At 41.2% G+C, this 18,914-nt stretch carries 10 protein-coding genes, 1 pseudogene and 1 CRISPR repeat array (1 of these 12 running past the window's edge); of the genes and pseudogenes, 7 read left to right on the plus strand and 4 right to left on the minus strand.

The window, feature by feature from the left end; genetic code table 11:
* Positions 1 to 126: 126 nt before the first annotated feature.
* The 4 genes from ACZW67_RS02895 to tatA all read left to right on the plus strand — a co-directional run bounded on the left by ACZW67_RS02895 (position 127) and on the right by tatA (position 4,032).
* On the plus strand, positions 127 to 612 hold the full coding sequence (locus ACZW67_RS02895) for a DUF305 domain-containing protein (RefSeq protein ID WP_465182092.1): 486 nt from the start codon (positions 127 to 129) through the stop codon (positions 610 to 612).
* A gap of 129 nt (positions 613 to 741) precedes the next feature.
* A complete protein-coding gene (locus ACZW67_RS02900; RefSeq protein ID WP_110922567.1) occupies positions 742 to 921 on the plus strand; it encodes a hypothetical protein in 180 nt (59 codons plus the stop codon).
* A 115-nt stretch (positions 922 to 1,036) separates the two neighbouring features.
* A complete protein-coding gene (locus ACZW67_RS02905; protein WP_465182093.1) occupies positions 1,037 to 3,667 on the plus strand; it encodes a copper-transporting P-type ATPase in 2,631 nt (876 codons plus the stop codon).
* Positions 3,668 to 3,747: 80 nt separating this feature from the next.
* The gene (gene tatA / locus ACZW67_RS02910; RefSeq protein ID WP_110922569.1) at positions 3,748 to 4,032 is read left to right on the plus strand and encodes a Sec-independent protein translocase subunit TatA; all 285 of its coding nucleotides are present in this window, start codon (positions 3,748 to 3,750) and stop codon (positions 4,030 to 4,032) included.
* A 58-nt stretch (positions 4,033 to 4,090) separates the two neighbouring features.
* On the opposite strand, the gene ACZW67_RS02915 is transcribed toward tatA, so the two are convergent.
* From ACZW67_RS02915 to ACZW67_RS02925, 3 genes are read right to left on the minus strand one after another with little or no spacing between them, the layout of a single operon-like run.
* Positions 4,091 to 7,432: a tyrosine-type recombinase/integrase gene (locus ACZW67_RS02915; protein WP_465182094.1), complete on the minus strand. Its 3,342-nt coding sequence runs from the start codon at positions 7,430 to 7,432 to the stop codon at positions 4,091 to 4,093.
* A complete protein-coding gene (locus tag ACZW67_RS02920; RefSeq protein ID WP_465182095.1) occupies positions 7,419 to 9,893 on the minus strand; it encodes a site-specific integrase in 2,475 nt (824 codons plus the stop codon). Before ACZW67_RS02920 ends, ACZW67_RS02915 begins: the two co-directional genes overlap by 14 nt.
* The gene (locus tag ACZW67_RS02925) at positions 9,893 to 10,402 is read right to left on the minus strand and encodes a hypothetical protein (protein WP_465182096.1); all 510 of its coding nucleotides are present in this window, start codon (positions 10,400 to 10,402) and stop codon (positions 9,893 to 9,895) included. The genes ACZW67_RS02920 and ACZW67_RS02925 overlap by 1 nt, the downstream gene beginning before the upstream one ends.
* Before the next feature lie 669 nt (positions 10,403 to 11,071).
* Here ACZW67_RS02925 and ACZW67_RS02930 point away from each other — a divergent pair.
* The 3 genes and pseudogenes from ACZW67_RS02930 to ACZW67_RS02940 all read left to right on the plus strand — a co-directional run bounded on the left by ACZW67_RS02930 (position 11,072) and on the right by ACZW67_RS02940 (position 13,165).
* On the plus strand, positions 11,072 to 11,419 hold the full coding sequence (locus ACZW67_RS02930; RefSeq protein ID WP_465182097.1) for a hypothetical protein: 348 nt from the start codon (positions 11,072 to 11,074) through the stop codon (positions 11,417 to 11,419).
* Between the two features lie 101 nt (positions 11,420 to 11,520).
* The gene (locus ACZW67_RS02935) at positions 11,521 to 11,871 is read left to right on the plus strand and encodes a hypothetical protein (RefSeq protein ID WP_465182098.1); all 351 of its coding nucleotides are present in this window, start codon (positions 11,521 to 11,523) and stop codon (positions 11,869 to 11,871) included.
* Between the two features lie 73 nt (positions 11,872 to 11,944).
* Positions 11,945 to 13,165 (plus strand): annotated as a pseudogene (locus ACZW67_RS02940) (IS3 family transposase).
* Positions 13,166 to 13,382: 217 nt separating this feature from the next.
* Here the strand turns inward: ACZW67_RS02940 and ACZW67_RS02945 are convergent.
* Positions 13,383 to 14,081 (minus strand): hypothetical protein, encoded by a 699-nt coding sequence (locus ACZW67_RS02945; RefSeq protein WP_465182099.1) that lies wholly within the window; start codon positions 14,079 to 14,081, stop codon positions 13,383 to 13,385.
* A 98-nt stretch (positions 14,082 to 14,179) separates the two neighbouring features.
* Positions 14,180 to 18,914: a CRISPR direct-repeat array (repeat unit 28 nt; unit sequence TTTCTAAGTCACCTGAGCGGTGATGAAG) (it continues 456 nt past the right edge of the window).

Here is an 18,914-nt window from a genome sequence, read left to right on the forward strand (position 1 = left end):
TATGAGACAGCGCTTGGCAAGGCTCGTGGTCAACGACGTCAAGAAAATGAATCGGTTGATAGTAGTAGTTTGACTGCGGGGGTCAAATTCTGGTTCTAATATTATTAAAATAATAGGGGATATACTATGAATGCTTCAGATCAAAACAGCATGAATCATCAACAGGGCATGAACCCTTATGTAAAGTTCACTCTGATGATTGTGACGTCTACGATTGTGATGTACATCATGATGTATTTCAATACTTATGAATGGGATCATATTTATTTTAGTGAAACCCGAGCTTACATGGCGCTCTACATGGGTGCCGGTATGGCAGTGGTCATGTTGGCATTTATGACCAATATGTATAAGAAGACCAAGGTCAATTTGATGATCTATGGCCTGAGTGTATTGATGTTTGCTGTTGGTATTTGGGGTGTTAGATCACAAGCAACGGTCGATCAAGTCGATTGGATGCAAGCGATGATACCGCATCACTCGATTGCTATTCTCACCAGTAGTCGCGCTGATATTGAAGATCCGCGTGTACAAAAGCTTGCTGACGATATTATAAAAGCGCAAAAGCGTGAAATCTCTGAGATGAAGCAATTGATTGATGAGTTGGAATAAACAGTCACAAATTCTGAGCACTCTGTATTAGGTATCATTAAGTAAGTAGCCTATTGAAAGGTATATGTTCACACGCCAGTACTATATCATTACTTATACTAAGGAAATAACAAGTAAGGAGTACTCATCATGATTATTATGATGCACGGTATGATGAGCGGGCCTATGGATGGCCTCATGAATGGATCGATGATGCACGAGATGAGCTGGGGGATGATGGTTCTCTGTTTAGTATTTGCCCTACTGTTTTTGGCCATATTGATATTAATTATTATGTCGCTACTCAAACACCTGCGTAAACCAGATTGAGTCTTATTCTTAGATAAGTTATTAAGCGTATAAAGTAAGAGTAGAGACAACGGCTATCAGCGGTTGATATGACTGAATCAGAATATTTACTTATGGTCTTCAAGGAGTAGTTTTTATGAAACATGTGGCCAAGCAAGCGCATATCAAAAGCGGTAAATACGACAAAGTGCCAGAGGGCTACAGCGGAACCGTTTATACCTGTCCGATGCATCCAGAGGTGAAAAACGTTACAGATAGCGGCTGTCCAATATGCAAAATGTCTCTTAAACCTGACGACACTGTTGCCGAGATGGTAGCAATGAAAGATGACCGTGCAAGCTGCCATAGTCCGTCGAATACCGATGCCCATCCTACTAAAGAGAGTAAATACGACAAAGTACCGGAAAATTATAGCGGTACCGTTTATACCTGCCCTATGCATCCCGAAGTGAGAGATGTGGAAAAAAGCGATTGCCCAATATGCGGTATGTTTCTCAAACCTGAGGGCGAGGTTACTGATTCAAATGATAATGAAGACAGTCATGCACACTGTCATGGAAAGGATACTGACCGTACTAAGGTAAACTCTATAAAAGGCGGCAAGTACGATAAGGTGCCAGCTGGCTACAGCGGAATCGTTTATACCTGCCCCATGCATCCCGAAGTCAGAGATGTTGAGAATAGTGGCTGTCCCATATGTGGCATGGCACTTGAATCAGAGACTGCTACTATTGGTGAAGAGGATACCTCAGAGCTCGATGACATGACTCGGCGTTTTTGGATTTGTACCGTGCTGACCGTCCCTTTGTTTTTGTATGCAATGAGCGATATGGTAGGTATAAATTTAGACAGCTTCATTCAAGGCGGTCAGGGTGATATCGCTGGGCAGATTGCTCAGTGGATACAGTTGGCGCTTGCGGTACCAGTGGTGCTATGGGGAGCAGCACCTTTCTTCGTGCGAGGTTGGCAATCCATAAAAAGTCGCAACCTAAATATGTTTACCCTAATTGCGATAGGTGTAGGCACAGCATTTGGTTTCAGTCTGATAGCAACCTTTATTCCGGGCATTTTCCCAGACAGTTTTAGGGATGCATCCGGTCGAGTCGGTGTTTATTATGAAGCAGCAGCAGTTGTCACGACGTTAGTACTACTAGGTCAGGTGCTAGAGCTTAAAGCCCGAAGCCAGACTTCTGGCGCAATTCGTGCTCTTCTTGAGTTGGCACCACCAAATGCAAGGCGGGTAGATGAGCAAGGCGTTGAGACAGAAGTCTCCCTTGACGAAGTTATCAGTGGCGACAAATTACGGGTTAAGCCAGGAGAGAAACTCCCTGTAGATGGTATTGTGCTTGAAGGCAGTAGCAGTATCGATGAGTCGATGGTAACGGGGGAACCTATTCCGGTTTCTAAAGCAAAAGGCGATACGGTTACTGGTGGCACGGTAAACGGCACGGGAACCCTACTGATTGAAGCGGTTGACGTAGGTGATGACACGGTTCTGTCCAAGATCGTCAAAATGGTTGCTGAAGCCCAGCGCAGTCGCGCACCAATACAGAAACTGGTGGATAAAGTGGCTGGATGGTTTGTGCCAATTGTCCTTATCTGCTCTATCATAACTTTTATCGTCTGGGCTATCTTTGGGCCTGCGCCTGCCATGGCCTTTGCACTGGTCAACGCTATTGCAGTGTTAATCATCGCTTGCCCCTGTGCGTTAGGACTCGCCACGCCTATGTCGATTATGGTCGGTACCGGAAAGGGTGCTCAGAATGGTGTGCTTATCAAAAACGCTGAAGCGTTAGAGAGCATGGAAAAAGTCGATACCATCGTTGTCGATAAAACGGGAACATTAACCGCAGGCAAACCAGAGGTCACTGCTATCGAAGCACTTGGTGGCTTAGATGAAAATGAACTGCTTATACTTGTCGCTGCGGTAGAGACTGCCAGCGAGCATCCTTTGGCAGAAGCTATTGTTAAAGCTGCGCAGGAAAAATCTCTTGATATTGCTAAAGCCAGTGATTTTAGCTCGACCACAGGCGAAGGCGCGCAGGCACTGGTCAATGGCAAGCAAGTCGCTGTAGGCAACTCAAAATTTATGCAACGTCTTGATAGCTTTGACAGTACGCTTTCAGAACGTGCTGATAAGCGCAGAAAAGACGGCGAAACGGTAATGTTTGTAGCAGTAAACGGCCAAGCTGCTGGTTTAATATCAGTCGCTGATCCGATCAAGCCGAGTACTAGCGAAGCGATATCTTTACTGCATCAGGCTGGACTAAAGGTGGTCATGCTAACAGGTGACAACGAAATAACTGCTAGAGCCGTTGCCAGTAAGTTAAATATTGATGAGGTACATGCTGACGTCTCTCCAGAAGACAAAAACCGTATTATCAAAGAGCTACAAAATAGCGGCAAGGTCGTGGCTATGGCGGGTGACGGTATTAACGATGCTCCCGCTCTTGCACAGGCTAACGTTGGCATTGCCATGGGCACAGGAACAGATGTGGCTATGGAGAGTGCTGGCATCACGTTAGTGAAGGGTGATCTGATGGGAATTGTCAGAGCCCATGAACTGAGTCATTCTACGATGCAAAATATCAGACAAAATCTGTTTTTTGCGTTTATCTACAATGCGCTTGGTATACCGCTTGCGGCAGGCGTTCTGTATCCATTCTTTGGGCTGTTGCTCAGTCCAATGATAGCAGCCGCTGCGATGAGTCTGTCTTCAGTATCTGTTATTGGCAATGCGCTGAGATTGCGTCGCTTGAAACTGTAATTTTTGTACGGTAAAGAGGGTCTTAAAGCACACATACACATACTGGTCTTATCAAGACTTTAAAATATAAGGATCACGTTATGGGCAGTTTTTCTATTACACATTGGCTGATTTTATTAGTAGTGGTGGTGGTCGTATTTGGCACTACTAAGCTTAAAAATGCTGGCAAAGATTTAGGCGGTGCAGTAAAGGGTTTTAAAGAAGCAGTCAAAGATGAAGAAACTTCGCGTGCTCGCAATAATCGTTCACTTGACCATGAAAATAGTACACCAGTTTCAAACAATGGTTCAAATACACAGGTAGGGGCTCAGGCTGATGATACAGAAATCAGTCCTGTCACCACTGATGATCAGCAAAAAGTATAAAGGCTGCATCTTGTTCCCGTAACGTGCGTTATGACAAATAAGGCTTGATGTAAGAAGATTAATTCACAATAGCTAGCTTTTCATCTGTAATAAGCATCATATGCACAAAAAACCGTAGTAGCGGTGAGTGCTGCCATTTATTCGTTTGCTCTCTAGGATCTCGGCTAGCAATACCGATATGGAGAGCGCTTGTCGAATCATTAGATTGCTGCTTAATGTCTTGATAATCAGTATGTGACATATTTTTCATCCATAAAGCTTCGTTGCTACTTATTAGCCAATGTTTCAAAGGCAGCAGTTTCTCAGCAATATTGATGAAACGCTGCAACTCTTTCTCATCTCCTTTTCTAAATGGTAGGTATGCTCTGCTATTAGAGAGTTTTTGACTACATATCTCAATAAACCAAGCCCAATCAGTTCCTGACTTTTCTCGTAGACGATAGGCATTATTTAATAAAGGTGACAGCAATCTTAAATCACTTTGGTATTGAATGTGCAGTGGGCTTAAGACAGTAGGTTCTGAGTCTATGAGCTTTACAAAACGAGGTTTACCGCGTTTAGTAGTGATAGCGACAACTTCGTTGGCACGTTTTATTAAAATATTTGCATCTTGAATAGGAATATGTGCCAACTGGGCTGCTTTATCTAATGGTATATTTTTATCATAAGTCTGTAGCAGCAGTTGAACTCGGTTTAGACCATAACGACCAAACAGTTCATTAGTGGCTAGCGTATTGGTACTCAAGAGAAATTGCTTATCACAGCTTTCGATCGTAAATTTCGGTGACTTGCGTTTGCCTTCTATAATACTTTTAAATAAAAGTGTACGCATGCTAGATATGCTAGATATGCTGGCTATGCCACTAGCAGTAATGTCAGCATTATCCTCAATCTTTCTAGGAGGGAGCTTGGTAATGTTACACAGTGTTTGCTTGGGTAGTCTGATGTCAGCAACACTCAATGCATAGGTCGCCATTAAAGTGGCAAAATGGTTGTAATACTCAAAGCTACGCTCAGGCGACAAATGTCCCATAATACCTGATAGAGCGTACCAACGATCTTGTGCATCAATATGCTCACCCAATAAGCCATGTTTGATACGTAAAATATCGCTTTTATCATAATCGGTTAGTGCCTCTACGATATCTGGATGACCTACTAGCGCTAAAGATAGGTTGCTCACAGCCGTATGTCTAAATCCATGAAAGGTATGCTCTGCCACATTATCATTTACCGATATGTCTTTTAAGACTCGTTTGAGTAACTGTAAGGGAACATGATCACCAATAGGGCGCTGATCTGATGATAAGGTAAAGATAAATTTGTTTGAGTTACTGCCAATATTACTTTGTACAAAGGTGATAAAGAGGTTCAATTCGTCAGGCTTTAGAAGGGCAAATATAGGAATGCGGCGGATACTACTTTGAGTCTTAGTTGAGCGGTAGCTATTAGGCCTGATCACCACTGAGGGTGTGGCTACCTTCAAACCTTCGATGTCACTATACTTAAGTCCCAACAGCTCTTTTTTGCGCATGCCAGTACGATAGACTAAGATAAATAAAAGTGCGAACATCTCCCGCTCTAGTATATCTACAGAACCCAGTATTTGCGTGATAATGGTTTGGTACGCTTGCGGTGATATCAGCTCGGCACGTACACGCCGACCGTTTTTCGACTGTTGAAAGTTCACGGAGGGTAGATTGTATTTGCTCTTAGCAAAGTTGTGCATACTCTTCAATAGATTGGCAGAGTATCCAATGTCAGTATTGTTCCGTACGACAGCTTTGTACTCTAAAATATCTTCATAAAGTTCCTCAAACTCTTCCTCTGACCAAATATCAAGCGGCTGCGCCGTTGTAAAATATAGCCATTCATAGCCTATAGTTTTAATATATTTCAAAATAGACTCATTACTAGGTGATTTTGACTTTTTTCTATTTAGTAAACTTAGTACCCAATCTAATAAAATTTTTTCACTTAAGTCATCATATTGCTTATAGCGTTTTTCTACTCTTTCGATAATTGTGTACGGATTGCTATTGGATTTTTTCTTTTCATATTTTTTATCCATTTTAAAGTCTTTAGTGAGACTCATAATCAAATCAGACTTTCTAACCTCTATTTTTTTGGTAGAAATGTTGCCCGTCTCTTTTTGAGCAATAGAGCTTGTACTGATAGATAGCGCTAAAATATGTTCTAGATTATAGTGCTCAACTTTATGTTGATATTTTTGGTTCAAAAAATTATCAAAATCCTGCGTGCTCAGTCCAGCAGTGTTATGCATACCTCGAAGTATACCAACTGAAGCATGATCAATATCAGCGCCATCGAGCATCTCCCAGTGGTAGCTTGCGTAATATAAAAATTTTGAAAAGGAGAGGGGTTTAATATTTAAAGGCTTGATTAGGTTAGATAAAACAGTGGTCAAGTATAGCTCAATCTTATCTGCTGACAGCTTGGCAATGATATGATTGATATCTGTTTGACTGCTGTTTTTATGGTAACGCATCAGCCAACACTGACTGACTACATCTACGACGATTTGCTTGGTGTTATAAAGCTTGTCACTTTCTTCTTCTCGTTCATTACCAAAGCGCTTTTGTACAAAGCGCGGCGAGACCACTATCCTTTCTTTGATGAATGGCTGATATTTTTTGGTGAGCAATGAGGTAAGCCACCCTTGGAGCATCTGTATTTCATTAATACCACCATACACAATCCCTGAAAATATCAGCCAGCCTAAAATCTGATCTTGGCTATAATCAGCTGTTTGATTCCAGTGTGTTTGTGCGACACGAATAATCTTGACCAGTGACTTGCCATTTTTGACCCAGTCGTTATTAATAATCAATGGATTGAACTTTGTGGGCTGCGGCGCGACTATCTTAGGGTAATAGTGTTTTGCAAGCATGTAATGTTGATTTTGATAATCAATAAATTGACTAACAGTCTGCCATGCTTGTGTTAATTTTTTGGTTGTTTTATAGGCTTTAGAAATTTTGTCTTGAACAATAACTTGAAACTTATCGAACCCTTCGTTAGATAAGGGTTTTAGCTTATTATCAAAGTCACGCTGAAATTGGTCTAGTTCTTGACTCTGTAATAACCATAACTCATCAGCAAAACTTACAGGGCTCGGTATAACTAAAAAGGTGCGATTACTTGGCCAAAGTACTTGTTCGTAATCTTTGTCAAAAGATTTGGTGAACCTAATATTACCAGGATGAGTTCTTTGCAGGGAATCCCACTCAGTCTGTAGGTCGGCCAGTAGCTGTATGTCATATTTTTTAGGGCTATCGTCTTTGAGTTCAGAAGGATAAGGCACGTAGCATCTTTTTCTGCCATCAAAATTTGCCAAGCCATCGATGATTTTGGGCAGGTGAATATTATCTATCAACATGGTCTACTCCCGCATATATTCTTTCAATATGGCTTATCTTAGAATAGTTGTTTATCTCTATAAGGTTTAACCCTAACTGTTCAGCGATCTGCTCAAATACAGGTGCTACACGTCTTATATCTCTTTTACTGCTCGATGAGAAACGTCCTAATACCTCTTGACGAGATTTTTCATGACCAATAATAGTGTTGATGAGTGGCAGCTGAACACTACGTTTCTCAAGCTGAGTACGCACAAAGTGACGAGTCCAGTAAGGGTTGGCATCAATAACGTTTTTGGTAAAATTATAGGTGTCACCGCGCTTAATATCTTTTAGGTTACTTACACTTGCAGATAAAAGTTTCAATAACGCTTCATCGTTACCTAAGCGAATATCATCAACGGTAGTGCTGATGTCGTGCTTCAATTGATGCTTAGCCTGATAGTCAATTATATAGTCTCTATAGTCTGTCAAATGGCGTACAAGGGTGAGGCATAGTGGTATCAGACGATCACTTTTTACTTTCTTAACGGGCTTATCGTTGATCTCTAGCAACCCCATATCAAGATCGATATCGTATATCTTGCCAAGACCGTTGTTCGGTCGCACGCCCGTTAAAAGGCAAAAGATAAACCATATAAAAATACTGGTTCTATTAAAGTGCTCATCATAATTTGTACTTTGATCTGCCCAAATTTTTATCTCATCTATGATGTTACGAACGGTTTCGAGCTTGAGTGCAAACCCAGAGCCTATGGTGTATTTATGCCAAGGGGTGATATAAGCTAAGTCAAAACTACTTATATTGCTGAGTACACTTAGCGCCGACTTATAGTGAGCGATGATCCCTTCACTAGTATGGCTGCTATAGTACATCGCTGGAGCATGGGGCGCTGGCGTGCGGCAAATGATATCGGCAATATGTGCATGACAATCTGGCGTATAGCGAGAGAGTACAACATGTAATACTGTTTCTATTCGGTTGACCGAAAGATAGGGCAGTCCAAGGCTATTACGCAAGTTGGCAAGGTAAGTCGTAAACTCTTCTTTTATAGGCAACTGACAAGCCAGCAGGTTATCAATTAGCCATAATGGCAGTGGAATTTTAATAGTGTCAGAATGATTTTCGTAATCTTCCTTTGTTAACGTTTGGCTAACAGATCGTTTAGTAATACCAAGGCTATGTTTAATATAAGCTCTTTTGTCATGGATGCTAAAAATACTAGGATGACCGACATAGCCTGGTATTATTAAGGACTTAACAGGAAGGCCAGTAAGCATTGATAGCAATAAAATGCCAGCGCAGGTTTTATTGTTATCTGACTCTGGTAAAGATTTAGCATCTTGGTGTAGTGCGGCAAATAGGGTTTGATAACCAGCAACGGAAAGTAAGCGTGTGTTAGAGTTGAGCGCGAGATTACGCTGGGACATATAGTTTTGCTGCAGCGATAAGTCGATAGTTTGCAGCGGTATAGAGTTTCTAATTAGAGGGTTTGGATAGTTGTCGTAGCTGATATAGGGCAATTCATTGTGATCGATGTACTCTTCAAAGCTCGTCGTTAACCCTTCATAGGTTTCGGTATTAGCTTCCAGAAATGCTAGGTCTATGGTGGTAGAGCTGTGTTCGACATCATCAGGTGTGGTGTTCCAATTGTCTTTATCAGGCTTACTATTCCAGTTAGAGTTTGTAGCTCCATAATCGAGAGGATATATTGGTTTATCATCGGATAAGTTTATGGGTTTAATGCTGTTATTTTTTGGTGGCTTCTTGCGCTCAGGTTTTGGTGCATGCAAGTCGTGTGCGTGTTGGTAGGCGGTCGTTATTTTATCTATCTGGCTCAGCTTGGCTTTTATGTCAGACTTGTCTTTTTTTACTTTCTCTGTATGAGTAGCTTGGCCATTGATTAGTGCTACAAGTTCGCTTTTTTGCTGATCTAATAGACTATTAAATACCGATAATATACGCTCTATACTCATCTCAGTGTGGGAGATGTCAGGAAGTGCGTTCCAAAGCCATTTGCGCCTAGAAGATGCTGAGAATTGCGCCATCTTAAACTGCATCAGTATATTATTGGTATGAGTTTTCTTATCTTGAATGATAAGTAAAGCTGCAGTGTGCATTGCTATTGCTAACCAAACTAGGTGTTGCAATGAGTGGCCTAATTGTTGTTTGGTGACAATATTCTGCATTAGGATCAGCAGCTGCATCATCAGTGGTTTTTCTGCTAAATGAGTACGACTGATTTGCATATACTTAGAGGCAATAGGCTCATCTTGTAGTATTAGTACAGTCATCTCTAATAAAGGTTCAATAGAATTATTAGAGGATTTATAACTGTCATGTACTGCGATAATAATGGTGGAGATAGCATCTATAATAGCTTCTGGGTAAACAAACGCTTCCTCACTCTTTAAATAATCAATGGTCTTTGCAGACAGCCATTGTTCCTCATTGGGTGAGGTGTCATTATCTTGAGCCATCACGATACTCCAGTAGGACGACGTTTATGATAAGTCTGCTCATTTATTTTTATAAGCCGACAAAATGTAGTAATAGCAAAAATATTTTTGCCAAATAGTTTTTGGTTTATTTCTTGATCCAATAGCTCGTTTAGCTGCGTATAAACGAGCCTAATATCTATCTTTTTATTATGTAGAGCAATGAGGTCGATAAGCTCGTAAAAACTGATGCCAAAATCAAACTGACTCTTTGAGATGTATTTCACAGCCACTTCTTGTCTTAATACATCAAAATCAATATAAGGGCTTTTTACTATATAAAATAGCTCAAAGTTATTGAGCAAGAACCACTTTTCCTCCTCTTTTATAAAGCAGGTAAGTTTCGAGCAAGCATTACTTTGCTCAAGTTCGATAGTCTTGCTGTCAAGCAGCGGCCTAATATGGCAGGTATAAATATCAAATAAACCAACGATGTCTGGATATACAAGTACATTGAGTGTTTGTAGCTTAGCGATCGATAGTGATTTCATATATTTCTCACTGAGATATCGAGTTAATGATTTGGTCGTTATATCCTGTGTATTGACCTCCACTAATAATTTACGAGTATTAGCAAACAATTGAAAGTCAATTTGCTAATATTTGAAGCAAAAGTATGAAATACACGACATCAGGTGACGTCTTTTGAGCTTTTATAGACAATCTATGGTGATCTTATCTGAGAGAGTTTAGGAGTGTAGCTAGAGTTTGTAGGTGTATGAATGGATAAGATAACTAGAAACGTAGTTTAGGGTGATAGCTTGGGAGTGGAAAGTGGAGACAAGGCAAAGTACTACTTGAAGAGTAGAGGTCGGGTATAGATTGATATGTACGTAAATAACTATCTAGTAGGCAGTATAAATGCCACTTCGAGTAGAACTTTATGATGAAAACGTACAGCCTGCTCATATGTTTAAAATAGATAATATTGCTTGTAGATATGCCGCTTGTAGAATTTAAAAGCAGATGTGATTTATACGATGATGGCTGCTGTGGTATTTGAATAGTGAATGGTATGTATTTGACTTACTATTAGAGTAAGACGTTTTGAAGTCATAGCTATCTATTAGTTTCAGTTTAGCCTTAATTTCATTGCATTAGCTATTAGTAATAAGCTATATTTCATCCTTTATATTCAACACTAATCGAGATTATCTGCTATGAACAAGTTGAAATTTGGTATTACCTTTAGTTTACTACTGGTTTCCACGTTAGGAAGCACTCAAGTGTTTGCAAAAAATATTAATGTTAGCATTGGAAAAATTGCTGAAGGAAAAGAAATTATTATTCCTGATTATGAAGAAAAAGTAGAGCATGAAAGCGAGTGTGAGGACTATCAGCAAGCGGTATTTATAAGGACAAATAGTAGTAAAATTCAGCCAGCATGTGTTAATTATGGCAGTTTGGATAGCTATGTTGTCCCCATAGACGAAGGTATTACTTTAATTTCAGGCAATGTAAAGTACAAGGACGCTGTATTAGACGTCGACAAAAATAAAATACGCTAGCTTATACAATAAGACATCTTGAATGTTACTGTTAAATCTTATTATTTGAACTAAGACTGGATATATTCAAAATTAAAAAAGCTTAAAGCTGGAATGTAAATATGAGATTTTTAAAGTTGTTTGCTTTGTTTTTACCATTAACATTGATAGCTTGTAGTGGTAACGGACCAAGTAAATCAGTCGTCAAAGAAAAAGTTTTAGAGAGTTTTGTCCGTACGCCTGATTCAGTAGACTTTGACTATATTAAATGTGAGCCTAAGCCGCCACGAAAATACAAGGGTTATGAGGAAAATGTTGAATTTAGATGTATTGTCAGTTTATCTGTAGAAGCTTTTGGTAGACATGATGTTGTTACTCGTTCATATGATTTTGAAAAGTCACAAGATAATTGGTATGCAGATTCACCAAAAGAAGTTTCTAGAGAAGAAGCTGAGATAGCAGAAGGCAGATAGTTTTTCAAATATATAAACACAAATGAACCGCCCCAAGATTGTCGGATACTTAATATTCTAAAAGAATACGACAATGAAAAGACAAACCTACACCCCCGAGATTAAAGAACACGCCGTTCGCATGCTAATTGAAGCAGCGAGCGACTATCTCTACACATGGTCGGCCATTCAAGCTATAGCGTCAGAGATTGGCTGTACGCCTAAGAAACACATAGACCAAATCGTTCCTGCTTCAGTACAAGCTCAAAGCCAAGAGCAATGTGTTAAAGAGCTTGAACGCAAAAATAGAGAGCTCAAACAAGCCAACGAGATAATATGCAAGGCTGCTGCTTTTTTCGTCCAGGTAGAGCTCGGCCGCTGATTAAAATCATGATTCAATTTATCCAAGATAGCAAATATCCTCATGGGATCGAGATGATCTGTTGAGTACTACCAATAGTACCGTCAACCTATCACCGTGCCAAAAATTTGGAGAACTATCCTGAAAAGCGATCACTGCGCAGTCAACATTACGACTTCTATATAAGTGGGATTAAACGTATTTGGTAGGATAGCAAATGCCGTTATGGTGCTCGTAAGGTTTGGTAGCAGATGAAAGTAGATGGCATTCATGTGGCTCGTTGTACGGTAGAGCAGTCAATGACTCAGCATGAGCAGCCGTAACGACTAGAAGCATACAGATGACCTAGTTAATTGTAGCTTTAATGCTCACCGTCCTAACCAGCTGTAGGTTGTGGACTTTACTTATATGAAGACTATAAGCGGCTAGGTGTATAACGCATCTATCAATGATGCATTTGCTTGAGCTATCGTTAGCTAGAAAGTATCAAAGCGGATGAACACTGATATGGTGATGGCAGCTTTAAATCAAGAGATAGCAGACAGAAACAAGCCCAAAGATGTAATTCATCATAGCGATAGAGGGATTCATTACGTATCTATCCGCTACACTTATAGTATGACTGACTTTGGCATTATCACTTCTGTGGGCACGACTGATAATTCGTATGATAATGCATTGGCTGAAATGGTCAATGGGCTTTATAAGTCTGAGGTCATTCATTATTTAAAAAAGAGCTAGGACGGCGTAAGTGATGTTGAATTAGTAATCTTTGAATGGGCGGTAATTCGAGCACCGCTCTCGTCTTGCAAAGCTAAACCGATAATTAATCGATTTTTAACGCTTCTCAGGTTTAGTAAAAAACGACTGGATAGCACGATTGGTTACTTGTCATCCTTTGAGTTTGAAAGACGGTGTTATGATGATTTTAATCTATTAAGTGAAAATGGCTGACTCAAGTAAATCTGGCTCCGACAATTCCAGGAAGGTTCAGGTAGAGGATAAAGTGGATTTAGGAGGTGGGCATTTTTATGATCATTCTTTAGACATAATGAGCTATAGAGATTAAAATGATACTTGGTAGTGGCCAAAATAATATTCTTCTTGTTTGCAATTTCAGTATAAAAAAAGCACTCTATGTAGAGTGGTTTTTTATGGCCAATAATTTTAATTACTCACACTGAGATCCAAAAACAACCATACCAAGGGCTCCTCCTGCGTAGCTCAACATCACTTTATTACAGCCGACTGTAATAATATCTCCTACATTAAGATCACCTTTTACATCGCCCTCGATCCATATATCGTTAAGTATAATGCCTTTATTATAATAACCTTTAAGCACGCCTTGTATGATAGTAGGGCGATCATCAGCATACTGAGATAACGCTTTATCCACGTCTTCTGCAAAAGCGCTAGATAGCATAGGAGCCCATACGGGAACAGGGACACCATTGATATCTGGGCGATCATCTTCCAGAGGTTGTTCCTCGAAGACTGGAGCTATCTGGTCTCCATTAGCGTCTGCAATGTCATAATAAGTAATTCCTGTGTAGTCATGGTACGTCGAGCTACCAACTTCTACATCGTCAATCCAATACTGGCGCATTCGTAAAATATGATTGTACTTAGTTGTCGCCTCGACATCTTCGAAAGACGAGTCAGTAGAGCGACCATCTGAATCAGTCTCATCATTTGTACTATCTGCTATTGGTTCCTGAGCGGACTCTAAAGGCGCGTCAGAGCCTATTCCTCCATCAGTCTCGTTAGCAGTGGTTGAGGAACTGGCCTCGCTTTCTGAATTAACTTGATCTGAGCAAGCACCAAGGGCCACGCTAGTTAAGAACATAATTGCCAATAATCTTCTCATTTCTTATCCCTTATACACAGTTATTTATTATAACAACTAAACCTTAGTCTAGAAATGATTTTATATAATGAAGAAGAAACGCTGAATAGCTCGCCCATTTTCTAAGTCACCTGAGCGGTGATGAAGTCTTTTGATGTATCGCCTTTGTGTGAATTAGCTTTCTAAGTCACCTGAGCGGTGATGAAGGATCAAAATGCGTCAAAACTGGTGGCTCTAGTTTTCTAAGTCACCTGAGCGGTGATGAAGATGCTTATCTGGTCAGCGAAAAGTCTGGCAAATTTCTAAGTCACCTGAGCGGTGATGAAGCACGCATACCAATGATGGCATTAGTCACGTCATTTCTAAGTCACCTGAGCGGTGATGAAGGTGTTCATGTGCGTTTCACGGTTCGGACACTTTTTCTAAGTCACCTGAGCGGTGATGAAGTTTCAAAGTGAATCACACATTGTTGCTCATAATTTCTAAGTCACCTGAGCGGTGATGAAGGCGGCATTGCGTTACAGCGGCGCACTAACAGATTTCTAAGTCACCTGAGCGGTGATGAAGCCCAATGCCCTTGATAACCTGCTGTGTGTAATTTTCTAAGTCACCTGAGCGGTGATGAAGAAAGGTATTGATGCTAAGCCCCAAAAGGGGAATTTCTAAGTCACCTGAGCGGTGATGAAGAACTTTTTGCATTTTGTCGGTAAAGTCATCAATTTCTAAGTCACCTGAGCGGTGATGAAGGCTTTAAAGTTTTCAATCATAGCGGCTACTTTTTTCTAAGTCACCTGAGCGGTGATGAAGGACGGACAGATGGCAGAAGTGTTTAGTACATTTTTCTAAGTCACCTGAGCGGTGATGAAGCCGCAAAAACCTGAACAAATGCAAATGCCTATTTTCTAAGTCACCTGAGCGGTGATGAAGTATAGCTGCTCAACTGTAAGATCAAATGTCATTTTCTAAGTCACCTGAGCGGTGATGAAGCTGTTGGTGATTCAAAAGCTTATTGTACTAATTTTCTAAGTCACCTGAGCGGTGATGAAGAAAGACAATTACGTTCGGGTGTTTCTGCTAAGTTTCTAAGTCACCTGAGCGGTGATGAAGGACTTTCGGGTTTCACCATCAGTCACGCCACTTTTCTAAGTCACCTGAGCGGTGATGAAGCTCTATTAGTAGAAGCACCTTTGCCCTTTAGTTTTCTAAGTCACCTGAGCGGTGATGAAGTGAAGGAGAATCGATCTGCGTCTAATGTCATTTTTCTAAGTCACCTGAGCGGTGATGAAGTTTCTTACAAAATAGCTCTTCTGTAAAAAGTATTTCTAAGTCACCTGAGCGGTGATGAAGTGCTAAATATGGCAATAAATTAATCAGACTTGTTTCTAAGTCACCTGAGCGGTGATGAAGTTTTTAAAAGCTGTTGAAATGGATATTATTGATTTTCTAAGTCACCTGAGCGGTGATGAAGGCGTCAGGGATATTTTTAGCCAATGTTTCTATTTTCTAAGTCACCTGAGCGGTGATGAAGACGTCCTTATCAAAGTCTTTGGCCTCGTTTGCTTTCTAAGTCACCTGAGCGGTGATGAAGGTCAGTGCCCCTCATTGCCTTCTTTTGACGTTTTTCTAAGTCACCTGAGCGGTGATGAAGCTACCAGTGCCTTTGCTTCTACCAGTGCGGGCTTTCTAAGTCACCTGAGCGGTGATGAAGGCGTTTGACTAACAGCCAAACCCAAAGCAAGATTTCTAAGTCACCTGAGCGGTGATGAAGTTAGGTGCAAAGGTAGCTTGAACGGTTGAAACTTTCTAAGTCACCTGAGCGGTGATGAAGTATTGACTTAAATGAACGCAGCTTCCTGTCGTTTTCTAAGTCACCTGAGCGGTGATGAAGGCCTGTGTAAATACGGTTGATATATTTTTACCGTTTCTAAGTCACCTGAGCGGTGATGAAGTTCATGGTCAGCGTCGTTGTCTAATTTAAATTTTTCTAAGTCACCTGAGCGGTGATGAAGATGTGCTTGAACAACACAACCTTGTTTGATGATTTCTAAGTCACCTGAGCGGTGATGAAGGTAGCTTGTCTAGCATATTGAAAGATACGGCATTTCTAAGTCACCTGAGCGGTGATGAAGTATTCAGCAATATTGGTAAGTCTGGCCGTGATTTTCTAAGTCACCTGAGCGGTGATGAAGTGATACATCCTTAGAGCTATTGTACGCACTATTTTCTAAGTCACCTGAGCGGTGATGAAGTACGTCCGAAGAGAGTTGCGTTCTTTCGTGCTTTTCTAAGTCACCTGAGCGGTGATGAAGGATAAGTTGTAGGTGATTGCATCGCCACTAACTTTCTAAGTCACCTGAGCGGTGATGAAGTCATAAACACCCTCAGGCGCTTCAACATCTACTTTCTAAGTCACCTGAGCGGTGATGAAGGCAACGCCACATACAGCGGCTCTAAACCCATATTTCTAAGTCACCTGAGCGGTGATGAAGTCATACTAGAGGATGAAATGGGTTATGACATATTTCTAAGTCACCTGAGCGGTGATGAAGTACAGCGCCCTGCTGAACGTCTGCACGTAGTTTTTCTAAGTCACCTGAGCGGTGATGAAGTACAGCGCCCTGCTGAACGTCTGCACGTAGTTTTTCTAAGTCACCTGAGCGGTGATGAAGCAACCGTTTATAGTAAAACATTAGCTACTGAGTTTCTAAGTCACCTGAGCGGTGATGAAGACGTAAGAAAAAGACCGTCAAAATTTATTGGTTTTCTAAGTCACCTGAGCGGTGATGAAGGTTGGTGGTTGGTCTTTGGTTGATGCTGTTATTTTCTAAGTCACCTGAGCGGTGATGAAGGAGGGATTTAACCGCCATGTTTGTTCATCATCTTTCTAAGTCACCTGAGCGGTGATGAAGACTAACAAAGTTTTCAGGTATGCTTGCAGATGTTTCTAAGTCACCTGAGCGGTGATGAAGTGCATAACGCTGTAACTACAATCGGCATACAATTTCTAAGTCACCTGAGCGGTGATGAAGTAATGGGCTGCTTATTTTGTACAGGCTCAATCTTTCTAAGTCACCTGAGCGGTGATGAAGCAACGCCTTGATGGTGTTGGTAGGCCGCATATTTTCTAAGTCACCTGAGCGGTGATGAAGACGGTTGTAATTAATAATCCAAACTTTACTGATTTCTAAGTCACCTGAGCGGTGATGAAGTTTACGATGCAATATTTTGGTGGTGTCAATTGTTTCTAAGTCACCTGAGCGGTGATGAAGGACGACGATTGACGACGAGGTAGGATCAGCTATTTCTAAGTCACCTGAGCGGTGATGAAGACCCAATGACGCAAACCGCTCTTTTGTCTTGCTTTCTAAGTCACCTGAGCGGTGATGAAGATTACAGCGTGATACTTGCTAGATTGCCAAGTTTTCTAAGTCACCTGAGCGGTGATGAAGCAGCACGGTACGTTTTTAATATGCACGATGACTTTCTAAGTCACCTGAGCGGTGATGAAGTAATACGGCTAATGGGCTGCTTATTTTGGACATTTCTAAGTCACCTGAGCGGTGATGAAGAATGGGCCTAACATAATCCATTCGCCATGATTTTTCTAAGTCACCTGAGCGGTGATGAAGTCAGCGCACATACGGCTTTACTAACTCAGACTTTTCTAAGTCACCTGAGCGGTGATGAAGGTCACAGTTGCTCCAGCCTCAAAGCTGTCTATTTTCTAAGTCACCTGAGCGGTGATGAAGGTATCACCATGGACAAAAGAAACATCCAGTATTTTCTAAGTCACCTGAGCGGTGATGAAGTCGTGTTTACAGAGGGTTCGTTTCTTTACAACTTTCTAAGTCACCTGAGCGGTGATGAAGCAAGATGCGGACGATTGCGGGCCAAGTATTTATTTCTAAGTCACCTGAGCGGTGATGAAGCACTTGTATGTGTAAGTCATGCCGTTTAGTACTTTCTAAGTCACCTGAGCGGTGATGAAGTTTAAAGCTCCGTTATTAATCGAAATCGATTATTTCTAAGTCACCTGAGCGGTGATGAAGGATACAGAGCCTTACACGTTGTTCATTCAGACTTTCTAAGTCACCTGAGCGGTGATGAAGTTTGTTTGTGGTGCAGTAGGACTAGAAACTTTTTTCTAAGTCACCTGAGCGGTGATGAAGGCGGTGCTGGTCAAGTGGCTGGTGTTGTTCATTTTCTAAGTCACCTGAGCGGTGATGAAGCGATGACAGAAGGTTTGGCAATTAACGTGACATTTCTAAGTCACCTGAGCGGTGATGAAGTATTGGCACAAGAGTCCACCATTAGATAGAGTTTTCTAAGTCACCTGAGCGGTGATGAAGAAAACCTAGGCTGTGTTAGCTCGGTCTTTATTTTTCTAAGTCACCTGAGCGGTGATGAAGAGCAAGGCTCAGTCCATGCCATTGAGACAATCTTTCTAAGTCACCTGAGCGGTGATGAAGTTGAGTCGCTACTAAAGCAAGCCTTTAATGGTTTTCTAAGTCACCTGAGCGGTGATGAAGACTTTACCGCCAGCCGTTTTGGTTGCGTTAATTTTCTAAGTCACCTGAGCGGTGATGAAGGTTATTACACTAGTGTTGACATTGCGGTAAGTTTTCTAAGTCACCTGAGCGGTGATGAAGTGGCTTCTCGTTGTGTTGAGCATGATGACAATTTTCTAAGTCACCTGAGCGGTGATGAAGACCGACGCTAAAGCCCATGTATTTTAAATACGTTTTCTAAGTCACCTGAGCGGTGATGAAGCTATGGGTGAATGTATTTACCCAGAACCAATTTTTCTAAGTCACCTGAGCGGTGATGAAGGTAGCGTTTTGACAGTTGATCCCG

The organism is Psychrobacter sp. TPE 89C, from assembly GCF_055522395.1.